This is a genomic window from Sulfurovum iocasae, assembly GCF_047716765.1.
In the GTDB taxonomy this organism is placed as follows: domain Bacteria; phylum Campylobacterota; class Campylobacteria; order Campylobacterales; family Sulfurovaceae; genus Sulfurovum.
Window position 1 is genome coordinate 2,319,297 of record NZ_CP180410.1, and the last position, 11,560, is coordinate 2,330,856.

Below are 11,560 nucleotides of genomic sequence, written 5' to 3' on the forward strand. Positions count from 1 at the left end.
ATTATTCAATATCAAATTCACATATGCATTCCCACGTAAAGCATGGGAACGAGTTTAGATTTATATTACGCGTTTTCTATCTTATCTGCCTCTACATATACCTCTGAGCCCATTTCCTGAAACTTCATAGACATTTCATCCATACCATGTTGCTTCGCAGTTTCTACGTCTGTATCTAAAGCATCTGCATACTCCCGCACTTCAGCAGAGATCTTCATAGAACAAAACTTAGGTCCACACATAGAACAAAAATGTGCTACCTTCGCTGCTTCCATTGGCATAGTTTCATCATGGTATTCTCTTGCTCTATCCGGGTCAAGACCTATGTTGAACTGGTCAACCCATCTAAACTCAAAACGTGCCAAAGACATTGCATCATCTCTTGCTCTTGCTCCCGGGTGACCTTTTGCAATGTCCCCGGCATGCGCTGCTATTTTATAAGTGATGAGTCCTTCTTTTACATCATCTCTGTTTGGAAGACCAAGGTGCTCTTTGGGTGTTACATAACATAACATCGCACAGCCATACCAGGCTATCATTGCTGCACCGATCCCCGATGTGAAGTGGTCATATCCTGGAGCAATGTCAGTCGTCAAGGGTCCGAGTGTATAAAACGGCGCTTCATGACACCACTCCAATTGTTTCTCCATGTTCTCTTTTATCATATGCATCGGTACATGACCAGGACCTTCTATGAGTGTCTGAACATCGTGCTTCCAGGCGATTTTAGTAAGATTTCCAAGCTCTTTAAGTTCTGCGAACTGTGCTTCATCGTTTGCATCTGCTCCTGAACCCGGACGTAAACCATCTCCCAATGAGAAAGTAACATCATATGTTTTCATAATTTCACAGATCTCTTCAAAGTGTGTGTTCAAGAAGTTTTCTTTATGATGATGGATCATCCACTTCGCCATGATAGCCCCACCACGTGAAACGATACCTGTTACACGTTTAGCAGTCATCGGTACATGATGAAGAAGCAGCCCGGCATGGATCGTAAAGTAATCAACACCCTGCTCTGCTTGTTCGATAAGTGTATCTCTAAACACTTCCCAAGTAAGGTCTTCAGCGATCCCGTTTACTTTTTCAAGTGCCTGGTAGATAGGCACAGTTCCTATTGGTACTGGGGAGTTTCTTAAGATCCAGTCTCTTGTAGTATGGATATTTTTTCCTGTAGAAAGATCCATAACAGTATCACCACCCCATCTGATAGACCATACCATCTTCTCTACTTCTTCAGCGATAGATGATGTAGTAGCAGAGTTACCGATGTTTGCATTGACTTTAACCAAAAAGTTTCTACCGATGATCATCGGTTCAACTTCAGGGTGGTTGATGTTACATGGGATAACCGCTCTACCCTCTGCTACTTCTTTACGTACAAACTCTGGTGTGATCACTTCTGGTAAGTTCGCACCAAAATTTTCACCTTTAAGTCTGGCTTCACGTTCTTCATCTTGCAGATACTCTTCGGTCATTGCCAAGTTTTGATTTTCACGAATTGCGATGAACTCCATCTCAGGCGTGATAATACCTTGTCTTGCATACCAGAGTTGAGAAACATTCTTTCCTTTTCCATTCTCATCTTTCTTAGCTCTAAGTGGTGTTCTCACCAATCCCTTTGCTCCAGCAGTAACAAAATCTAACTGTTCATCGGTAGTGTAACCGTTATCCACAGGCTCCATAATACGCCCTTCATACTCCTCGACGTCATTACGCTTAGTTATCCACTCTTTACGAATAGCAGGGATACCTTCACCCACATCGATATCTACTGATGGGTCAGTGTAAGGACCTGATGTATCGTATACTCCTAATTTAGTATCATTAGAGAGTGAGATTTCCCTAACAGGTACACGAATGTCTTTGTGTATCTCACCTTTAAGATAGATCTTCTGTGATGCAGGAAGAGGATCTCTGGTGAGAAGTTCGTTTGAAGTTGTTAGTGTGTCTTTAAATGGTTTTGTCATTTTATTCCCTTAAAATTATGTATATTAAATTTTGTTGGGAAGAGGAGTAAATAAGTAGTAATAAATAATTAAATTATTTTAAATATTTATTTTAATAAATTAAGTACAAATCTCTTCCTTACGCCGGTATGATCCGGGTCAAGTTCAGCGGGTAGACTATCTGCAGTCTTCTCAGTCACATTTGTGACACCCCGAGAGGTTGAACTGCTAATATAATCTAAATAAGATAAATTTACCCTTAATTAAAAATCTTTTACTTTCTATAAAACTATATTTGATATAATCACACACAATAAATCTAAGAGGAGTCGTGTTTATGTTGCGTGGTTTCGGCAAAAACTATTTTAGCTTATCAGCAATACTGGCTTATAGTGTTGCACACAAACTACAAAGCCAAGTGACATCAGCACAGACACTCTTCCGTCTTTCACAGGATAGTGAAACACTTGAAGAGGGTGATCCACCAGATGAACTGCTTGAAGAGTCACTACTTCAACCAACAAAACCCTGCCATTGCAACTGTTACTATAAACGAAAAACCCGTCTTGCTCTACTCTTAAACCACTATATTCCACGCTGCCCTTTTTACTGTACCTACTTTGCATTTCGCCGTACTGGTGTACATCCTCCACATATCCTTTATTAACTATTAATCATTAACACAATCTATAAACCATATTTACAATATTAAAGGATGACTCATGTCAAAAAATTACGTAGTAGGATTTCCAAGAATTGGAGAACAGAGAGAATTAAAAAAAGTATTAGAACTGTTTTGGGCTGATAAATGTCCATTTTCAGAAGTTGAAAAAGTATCTTTAGAACTTAAAAAAAGACACTGGAACTATCAAAAAGAGGCAGGGATAAACTACATCTCATCAAACGACTTTTCACTCTATGACAATATGCTTGATACCGCTATCATGTTGGGAGCTATTCCCAAAAGATTTGAAGGACTTCAAAATGAAGATCTATACTTCTCTATGGCAAGAGGGAATAAAGATGCCGTGGCGATGGAGATGACCAAGTGGTTTAATACGAATTATCATTATATTGTGCCTGAACTTTCCCTATCGGATAACTATGAACTCAATGCTTCAAAGATCTTATCTGAGTATAAAGAAGCTAAAGAACTTGGGATAAAAACCAAGATCAATCTCATAGGACCTATTACATTTTTAGGACTTTCAAAAAGAGTGGATAGAGGAGAGAGTTATGAATTATTTTTTAAGATTCTTCCTATTTATAAAGAGCTATTAGCCGAGATAGCCAAACTTGATGAAAAGATAACCATTCAGATAGATGAGCCGATATTTGTTAAAGATATAGAGCCCAAAGTATTGAGTCTAATCAAACCTTGTTATGATACATTGGCAAAGGTATCTAATACTATTAAGATAGTAGTGACAACTTATTTTGAACACTCCAATGAAGCAACAAAAGTTTTAGTACATACACCTGTTTGGGGAATTGGACTTGATTTTCTTTACGGAGTGAAAAACGTAGAGAGCTTAAAACTTATAGAGGAAAGTGGGAAACAATTCATTGCTGGAGTAGTAGATGGTAGAAACATTTGGAAGAACAATATGCAAGTATCAGCATCACTTCTTACAGAAATTTCTAAAATATTCAATAAAGAAAAAATAATAGTCAGTTCATCCTGCTCTTTATTACACACACCATTTAGTCTGAAATATGAAGAAAAAATGGATAACGAGATTAAAGATTGGCTCTCCTATAGTGTTGAAAAACTATCTGAAATCTCACTTCTCTCAAAGTTCTTTTTTGAAGGAATTTCAAACTTCACAAATGAAGAAAAAGAAGCTTATGAAGCAAATATAGAAGCAAACCATAAAAGAAAAATTTCTATTCGTATTCATAATACTGAAGTACAAAACAGAGTAAAAAGTTTTACAAAATTACAACGAGACGGTAGTTATGAGGAGCGTATAAAAATTCAAAAAAAGTTACTAGGATACAAAGATCTAGCTACAACGACCATAGGTTCTTTTCCGCAAACGCCTGAAGTAAGAAAAGCAAGAGCAGACTTCAAAAAATCTGCAATAAGTAAAGATACCTATGAATACGAGATGAAAAATTACATCAATGACTGCATCGCTTTTCAAGAAGAGTGTGGCATCGAGATACTGGTACATGGAGAGCCGGAACGTAATGATATGGTGGAGTACTTTGGTGAACAGCTTGAGGGCTATGGATTTTCTCAGAATGGCTGGGTGCAGAGCTATGGAAGCCGATGTGTAAAGCCACCATTTATATATGGTGACATTAGCCGTCCAAAACCTATGACTGTTGATTGGATGACCTACTCACAAAGTAAAACAGAGCGTATTATGAAAGGTATGCTTACTGGTCCGGTTACTATTCTCAATTGGTCATTTGTAAGAGATGACATGCCAAGACCTGAAGTTTCTAAACAGATAGCTGTTGCATTAAGTGATGAGATAAATGACTTACAAAATGCCGGTATAAAGATCATTCAAGTAGATGAAGCAGCCTTTAAAGAGGGTTATCCTCTACGAAAAGAGAACATAGGTACATATGAACAATGGGCAGTACGAGATTTTAAAATTTCAGTAAGCTCTGCTAAAAAAGAGACACAAATTCATACACACATGTGTTACTCTGAGTTTAATGACATCATACGTACCATAGAAGACATGGATGCAGATGTTATTTCCATAGAGACAGCAAGATCTGGAAATGAATTGCTAAAAATCTTTAAAGAAGTAGGATACAAACAAGAAGTTGGTCCTGGAGTCTACGATATACATTCACCTAGAATACCTAGTGTAGAAGAGATTGTCAAACAAATCGAACTACTACTTGAAGTACTGCCTAAAGAACAACTATGGATCAATCCTGATTGTGGATTAAAAACACGTAAATGGGAAGAGGTAAAACCTAGTTTAGAAAATATGGTGAAAGCTGTAGAGCTTGTAAGAGAGGGATTATAAATCTGAAAGACGAAGAGGTTAATCCTCTTCTGTCTTCATATCTATTAGTTCAGCCAAAAGTTCTTCTATCTCATCATCTTCAAGCTCATCACGTCCAAGCTCTTCAACGATAGCGAAACATTCTGTTCTCATCTCTCTCATCTCTTCTAAGTCTTCTTTTTGTTCTTTCGATGCTGTTTTTGCTTTGTCTATGGCTGCAAAAAGTTCGTCTATAGCGACTTCTAAGTCTGGGATAATTTCAAGTTCTAAAAGGTTTTTAAGTTTTTGGGCTGATGTCATTGTGTTTTCCATGTATTTATTTTTATGTATTGTATCTAAAAATACATATAGCATTATTACCTTACGAGATCACTGTATTATCTTTTACCCGCAAACAAAGAAAAAACAACCACTGCTATACTTTGAAAAAAAATGATGCTATAGCCTGTAGGTAAATCAAAATAGTATGAGACGACTAAAGCAACTACAGATAAGATCAATCCACTGGTCCATGCTAGATACAAAGGTGTAAAACGTTTTTGTGACAGTGCAATAAAAGAGGGAGCAACAAGTAAGACAAAAACGACCAATACACCGGCAAGTTGGACAGATGATGTCACAGTAAGTGCTAACATACTAAAAAAAGTAAGTTCACGTACCAACCCTGTTGTTTTAGGATAAAAAATAAACATAACAAGTGCGATACACGCATAGAGTAGTGCAGATTGATAGACTTCAGTTTCTGACGTAAAAAGTATGTCTGTAGCACTGAGTTTTTGAAAAAGTTCAGCCCCTTGAGGACTGCTTGCCAAGAGTATCATGATACTTGAAGCACCAAGGGCATAGAGCATCCCTATAAACGCTTCTATATGTTCGACTCTTCGTGTTGCATAAGTGATGAGCACAGCACCCAACAAGGCAAACCCCAATGTCATGAGAGTCTGATAATCCCCCTCCATAAACCCGACACTAATAGCCATACCTATGGCGGCTATTTGCCCAATGGCCAAGTCAGTAAATATCACACCTCGTTTGATGATCTCCAAACCAAAAATGACATGGATAAACACCAGAAGTACCACAAGTACAAAGGCCGGCCAAAGCAGCTCTATTAGTTGCATACCCTGCCTACCAACGTATCATAAAAACGTTCAAGTGTCTCTGTACCTTTGAGTGCGCCGACATCATGAGGCAATTCAACCACTTTAGCCCCTGTTTTTTTGGCTATGAATGCAGCTGTTTTGTGCTCATGATACACATCTTGAAGTATCAATTTGACTTTATGTGCACGGATCTCCTCGACAAGCTTTAGTGCATGTTTTGAGTTTGGTTTGATACCGGGAAGAGGTTCAAGATTGTCAATGGACCTGATCTCATATCGTCTCAAAAAATAGTTAAAAAGTTCATGGTACTGTACTACCATCATACCCTTACATGCACGCATTTTCTTATCATAACTTTTCAGCTTTTTTTGCCAGTGTGATTTAAACACTGTAAAGTTTTTTTGATAAAAAGCCTGATTTGTACTATCTAGCAAGGAGAGCTTTAACATAATGACTTCAGCAAGTTTGATGATATTGTGCGGGTCAAGTGCAAAGTGAGGATTACCCTCTTCGTGTACATGCCCCTGTGAGCGATCTACGCTCTTTGGGATATCTTGCAACTGTATATATTCACTCAAATCCAAATAGCCCTTTGCATTAGGTTGTATTTTGGAATTATGTGCACTTTTTATCAGTGGAGGAATCCAACCGATCTCCAATGATGCACCATTTAAAATAAGCAGATCACTATCACGTAATCCTGCTACAAGTGAAGGTTTTGGCACGACAAAGTGCGGATCCCAGTTGCCCCGAGAAAGCAGAGTGATCTCTACTTTGTCTTGAGCGATTTCTTGGGTCAACTGCTCTATGTATGGGTATGCAACAGCCACATTCATCTTAGAAAAAAGTACACTTACAAAAAGTAAGAACAAAAGAATTATTTTCATTTTCTACTCCTAAAAAGCGTGTGCGCCATGTGCGCCAATGGCATAGTTAAACTGTAATACCACTTCATTTTTATTGTTTTTTTCACCCTCTTCATTGTACAAAGAACTATTGTGATTATACTGTAATCTTAGACGACTAAACTCACTTGGATTATACTCCAGCATCGCTGACGTAACATACATATCTTCAGGTTTGTCTTGCAGTATTCCATTAGCAGTAATGTCATTCTGTGTGATGGCACTATAGCGTATACCCGTTCGCCAATTTTTGTCATACTGATAGACAAGTTCACTGTAAAAACCTGCTTGCTCTTTTTTGAGTGCAACCTCTTTTGCCCATGCATCTTCTGTGGCATTTGGAACATACTTTGTACCATCCATCTCTCTATAGAGATACTCACTTTGCCAAGTAATCACATGATCAGCAGCAAAATACTTTTTATAGGTTAAATCGATACCGTAAAATATCGTATCTCCTGCAAAGGCATGTGGTCCCTCTTCATCTTCAAGATGATCGATACGACTTTTTCCTTTTGCCATACTCATACCACCAAGCAGTGTACCGCCACCTACATCAAATGAACTCTTAAGGTACCCGACCCAAAGTCCAGGTTGTGAGACTTTCTCAACCCCTTCAAAATCTTCATCTGCATCATGGGGAGAGAATGCATCTACTCCAAAACTCTGCTCGTTCTCACCATTTAATGCTTCAATACCAGCCATAACATACACAGGCAGTGGCATCACATACTGAAGCTGTGCACCTACTTCATTAAGTCCGTGATCACCCAGTAGACTCTGGTAAATGAGTGGTGTATCTGAGAAATTATAATTATGGTGATGCTTGTTGTTAAGGTAACCAAAGTCACTCTTAAACTTCCCTATTTTAGCTTGGAGATGATACGGTAAAGCACGTGTTGTTGCATATGCTTCTTCTATCTCAAAGTCATCTTCAGTAAGGTGAAATACACCCATGAGATCAAAATAGTTATCCACAGACGCACCTATAGAGAGCTCTGCATAGTTCAGATTGAACCCATCATTTCCGGCAAGTGGTGCATGTGAGTGTCCGCCATGATCATGCCCTCCTCCGTGTACAAAACCTGGGATCTCAAGGTGTTCAGTGTGATGATCTTCATCAAAAGATTGTTTTGTATACGAAAGATCAACGATGAGTGAAAGATCAGGCATAAACCCACTTTCTTTGGGTGCTTTGACTTTTTTACTTTCTAATTGTTGTGCTATTGACTCTTGTGTGATTTCCTGTGCACATAGCAATGTTGATGCTATGGCACTTATCATCCATATTTTTTTCATAAATATCCTTATATGTATATGTTTTTCTTGTAATGATTTTAATATTGTTTTAATTGTAATTGATTATGAAAAAGTGTATGGAGGAGCGGTAGAGAGATAACCTAATGGGATGGGCATTACAGAAAAGTGTTGCATGCCTGTAAAATCTGTACGTTTTACCAAAATCTTTTGCGTAAGATTTAGAGGTTTCTTTAAAACAACTCTTTGTTCAAGGTTGCCAAGCTCAAGACTATTTGACTCTATGATGATCGGAAAGGTTATCTTATGTAGGTTTGTATCGAACTGTTGACTACTTACACAAAGATGACAATCCTTATGCTTGTTAAGTAGATGTTGGTTAGAGTGTATCGTGCTTGATTGATAAGCAAACAAAAAAAGTGCAAGTAGCACAAATCGAAAAAAGTTTGTTTTGAATATCACTTTTTCTCTCCTTGGGTCTACTTTATGTACAGATTTTTTTAGGTAAAAACTATAGCATATTTTTCCTGCTGCTACACTAAAAGGAACCTCTAAATGTAAATGATATCCTTTGTCTATCCAATCTTAGGGACAAGGAAAATTATCTTTTTCATGGCTTTTCGTCATATATAAAGGGAAGGATTACGCTTAGGGGTTACTTCTAAAAATATTATGCGTTATCTTTAGTAAGTTTTTCAAAATAGGAGAAGAACTGAAAATATTCCTATTGTGATAAATAAAATACATCTAGCATAAAGTTGCTAGATGTCTGGGAAGATAGCCTTAGTTACAGCCACATCCTTCGCATGACTGCTCCTGCACCTGTTGTAATATATGCACTTACGCCTAGAGATACACTAAGTGACCGAACAAAGCGTCAATCTTTTGTGCAAAGATGACGCCAAATAGGACGAAATTATGCGCCTGTACTACATGCACTTACACCTGGAGGTGTAGTCGGTTGGATCGCTTGGTTGTCTGCTCCACCTTCAGCTTGTACTTTATCGATGAATGCAAGCAATGTACTTGCAGCTGCCTGATAACGCTTAGCCGTTTCAGAATCCGGTTGGAAATACGTTACTGGTTTACCAGTATCTCCACCGATTCTGATCGCAGGTTCTATAGGGATACGAGCAATAAGTTCAGTATCATACTCTACTGCTACCGGAGCGGTTGTTCCCATACCGAAGATGTCTGATTCTGCATCACACTCTGGACAGATAAATCCACTCATGTTCTCAATAATACCTGCTGTTGGGATATGAAGTTTTTGGAACATATCCAATGAACGTCTAGAGTCATCAAGAGAAACCTCTTGTGGTGTTGTAACCGTGATACCTGCTGTGACTGGTACAGACTGAGCAAGTGTCAATTGTGCATCACCAGTTCCAGGAGGCATATCTATCACAAGTACATCCAGTTCTGACCAAAGGATGTCTCTCAAGAATTGCTCGATCGCTTTCATGATCATCGCACCTCTCCAGATAAGAGACTGTCCTGGCTCCATAAGTGAACCCATAGACATGATCTCAACACCGTAGGCTTTTAAAGGCTGTACTTTGTTTCCTTGGATCTCTGGTTTCTGATCTGATACACCCATCATACGAGGAATGTTCGGTCCATAGATATCTGCATCAAGAAGACCTACTTTTTTACCCTGCATTGCCATAGCGATAGCAAGGTTAACTGATGTAGTTGATTTACCAACCCCACCTTTTCCTGAACTTACCATCACAAAGCTCTTTACTTGTGGAGCAATGTTCTTACCGCTCACTGAGTTAGACATCTGCTTAGGTGCCTGTGGAGCAGTAACATTAATACTTACATTGTCAAATCCAAGCTTTTTAAGCTCAGTGGCTGACTCGTCAGTAAGTTGTGCTTTTACTTCATCAGCAGATGAAGTAATATCGATAGTCAAAGATACATTTGATCCATCAATAGTAATATCTTTTACAAATCCAAAAGTTACGATATCTTTCGTAAATCCTGGATACGTTACGTTTTTTAACGCTTCTAATACATTTTCTTGTGTCATATTAATTATTCCTAATACTTATTTTGGTCTGTATAAGAGTTATACCACTCCAATCTTAAATTAGATTGAAAAATCAGTGATTACTTTCAAATAAGAGTTTTTTTATCCTATTTAAAGGTTTCAAGTAACTATCAAGCTATCTAAATGTATAATCCGTTACTATTTGATACACCATGTACATTATTATGTAATATTATAGAGGGATTTATTTGTCAGACACTACCTTGATACTTTTAGGAGCAGGCAACTCCACACGATTTGAAAGCAATGTTAAGAAACAGTGGCTCTATACAGGAGATGTTCCTTTATGGTTACATGTGGCTGAACACTTCGGTACGGTTGCCGATTTTGCACAAATCATTATCGTCTCTTCTACTGAAGACATCACTCTTATGAAAAGTTTTGCTGACTACGCCTATATTAAAGGTGGAGACTCAAGGCAAGCTTCACTGAGTAATGCTCTGCAGCATGTTATTTCAGAGTATGTATTGGTATCTGATATCGCCAGATGTTGTGTACCTCAAGAAATGATAGAACGCATCTTGGCTGCAAAAGACAAAGGCAGCTGTATCGTCCCTACATTACCTGTAACCGATACACTCTACTTAAGTGATGCCCCTATAGACAGAGAGCAGGTAAAGATCATCCAAACCCCTCAACTTAGTGTTACTAAAACACTCAAAGAAGCACTGCAAACAGAGCAACTTTTTACAGATGACAGTTCGGCAGTTGCTTCCATGGGTGAAAAAGTACATTTTGTAGAGGGTTCTGTGCAGGCCCATAAACTCACGACCATTGATGACCTGCAAAAACTATCTTGTCTCCAGGTACCTTCAGCCAAGACACTTACAGGGTTTGGGCTAGACATTCACCCTTTTGAAGAAAACAAAGAGATGTTCTTGTGTGGAGTGAAGATAGATGTTGACTATGGATTTAAAGCCCATAGCGATGGAGATGTGGCTATACATGCACTCATCGATGCCTTACTTGGTGCCGCGGGTATGGGTGATATCGGTGAACTTTACCCTGATACGGATGAGAGTTACGCAGGAGTAGACTCTAAAAAACTACTTACAGACACTGTCAACAAACTCAAAACACATGGATATGAGATCGGTAATGTTGATCTTACGATCTTGGCACAAGCACCTAAAATACTACCTTATAAAGAAGAGATGCGTAAAACATTGGCTTCTTTACTTGGTATCAGGCAAAACTTTGTAAACATCAAAGCAACTACAGCTGAAAAACTTGGTTTTGTAGGACGGAAAGAGGGTATAACAGTACATACTGTAGCAAACCTAACTTACTTTAACTGGAAAAACTTATGAACGGA

At 38.4% G+C, this 11,560-nt stretch carries 10 protein-coding genes and 1 riboswitch; of the genes, 3 read left to right on the top strand and 7 right to left on the bottom strand.

The features are described 5' to 3' along the window. Positions 1 to 65 precede the first annotated feature (65 nt). Positions 66 to 1,970 (bottom strand): phosphomethylpyrimidine synthase ThiC, encoded by a 1,905-nt coding sequence (gene thiC, locus ACLHDG_RS11345; RefSeq protein ID WP_415406348.1) that lies wholly within the window; start codon positions 1,968 to 1,970, stop codon positions 66 to 68. 98 nt (positions 1,971 to 2,068) lie between these two features. Beyond that, positions 2,069 to 2,174: riboswitch (TPP riboswitch) on the bottom strand. A gap of 112 nt (positions 2,175 to 2,286) precedes the next feature. Here thiC and ACLHDG_RS11350 point away from each other — a divergent pair. Together ACLHDG_RS11350 and metE are read left to right on the top strand one after the other, a co-directional pair. Next, on the top strand, positions 2,287 to 2,616 hold the full coding sequence (locus ACLHDG_RS11350) for a hypothetical protein (protein WP_415406349.1): 330 nt from the start codon (positions 2,287 to 2,289) through the stop codon (positions 2,614 to 2,616). 55 nt (positions 2,617 to 2,671) lie between these two features. Continuing rightward, the gene (gene metE / locus ACLHDG_RS11355) at positions 2,672 to 4,945 is read left to right on the top strand and encodes a 5-methyltetrahydropteroyltriglutamate--homocysteine S-methyltransferase (RefSeq protein WP_415406350.1); all 2,274 of its coding nucleotides are present in this window, start codon (positions 2,672 to 2,674) and stop codon (positions 4,943 to 4,945) included. A gap of 18 nt (positions 4,946 to 4,963) precedes the next feature. Here metE and ACLHDG_RS11360 read toward each other — a convergent pair whose 3' ends face one another. From ACLHDG_RS11360 to ACLHDG_RS11385, 6 genes are all read right to left on the bottom strand, one after another. After that, positions 4,964 to 5,236: a hypothetical protein gene (locus ACLHDG_RS11360; RefSeq protein WP_415406351.1), complete on the bottom strand. Its 273-nt coding sequence runs from the start codon at positions 5,234 to 5,236 to the stop codon at positions 4,964 to 4,966. 65 nt (positions 5,237 to 5,301) lie between these two features. Beyond that, positions 5,302 to 6,045, bottom strand: coding sequence for a metal ABC transporter permease (locus tag ACLHDG_RS11365; protein WP_415406352.1), 744 nt, complete (start codon positions 6,043 to 6,045; stop codon positions 5,302 to 5,304). Beyond that, positions 6,036 to 6,914 carry a metal ABC transporter substrate-binding protein gene (locus tag ACLHDG_RS11370; RefSeq protein ID WP_415406353.1) on the bottom strand — a complete coding sequence of 293 codons (879 nt, stop codon included), beginning with the start codon at positions 6,912 to 6,914 and terminating at the stop codon, positions 6,036 to 6,038. The genes ACLHDG_RS11365 and ACLHDG_RS11370 overlap by 10 nt, the downstream gene beginning before the upstream one ends. Before the next feature lie 9 nt (positions 6,915 to 6,923). Further along, on the bottom strand, positions 6,924 to 8,231 hold the full coding sequence (locus ACLHDG_RS11375) for a hypothetical protein (RefSeq protein WP_415406354.1): 1,308 nt from the start codon (positions 8,229 to 8,231) through the stop codon (positions 6,924 to 6,926). A gap of 63 nt (positions 8,232 to 8,294) precedes the next feature. Beyond that, on the bottom strand, positions 8,295 to 8,651 hold the full coding sequence (locus ACLHDG_RS11380; protein WP_415406355.1) for a hypothetical protein: 357 nt from the start codon (positions 8,649 to 8,651) through the stop codon (positions 8,295 to 8,297). A 454-nt stretch (positions 8,652 to 9,105) separates the two neighbouring features. Next, positions 9,106 to 10,224, bottom strand: coding sequence for an Mrp/NBP35 family ATP-binding protein (locus ACLHDG_RS11385; RefSeq protein WP_415406356.1), 1,119 nt, complete (start codon positions 10,222 to 10,224; stop codon positions 9,106 to 9,108). Between the two features lie 209 nt (positions 10,225 to 10,433). Between ACLHDG_RS11385 and ACLHDG_RS11390 the strand changes: the two genes are divergently transcribed. Beyond that, the gene (locus ACLHDG_RS11390; RefSeq protein ID WP_415406357.1) at positions 10,434 to 11,555 is read left to right on the top strand and encodes a bifunctional 2-C-methyl-D-erythritol 4-phosphate cytidylyltransferase/2-C-methyl-D-erythritol 2,4-cyclodiphosphate synthase; all 1,122 of its coding nucleotides are present in this window, start codon (positions 10,434 to 10,436) and stop codon (positions 11,553 to 11,555) included. Positions 11,556 to 11,560 lie beyond the last annotated feature (5 nt).

Coding starts and splice junctions, on each gene's coding strand:
- ACLHDG_RS11350 (WP_415406349.1), top strand. CDS start 2,287: ATGTTGCGTGGTTTCGGCAAAAACTATTTTAGCTTATCAGCAATACTG.
- metE (WP_415406350.1), top strand. CDS start 2,672: ATGTCAAAAAATTACGTAGTAGGATTTCCAAGAATTGGAGAACAGAGA.
- thiC (WP_415406348.1), bottom strand. CDS start 1,970: ATGACAAAACCATTTAAAGACACACTAACAACTTCAAACGAACTTCTC.
- ACLHDG_RS11375 (WP_415406354.1), bottom strand. CDS start 8,231: ATGAAAAAAATATGGATGATAAGTGCCATAGCATCAACATTGCTATGT.
- ACLHDG_RS11360 (WP_415406351.1), bottom strand. CDS start 5,236: ATGGAAAACACAATGACATCAGCCCAAAAACTTAAAAACCTTTTAGAA.
- ACLHDG_RS11385 (WP_415406356.1), bottom strand. CDS start 10,224: ATGACACAAGAAAATGTATTAGAAGCGTTAAAAAACGTAACGTATCCA.
- ACLHDG_RS11365 (WP_415406352.1), bottom strand. CDS start 6,045: ATGCAACTAATAGAGCTGCTTTGGCCGGCCTTTGTACTTGTGGTACTT.
- ACLHDG_RS11370 (WP_415406353.1), bottom strand. CDS start 6,914: ATGAAAATAATTCTTTTGTTCTTACTTTTTGTAAGTGTACTTTTTTCT.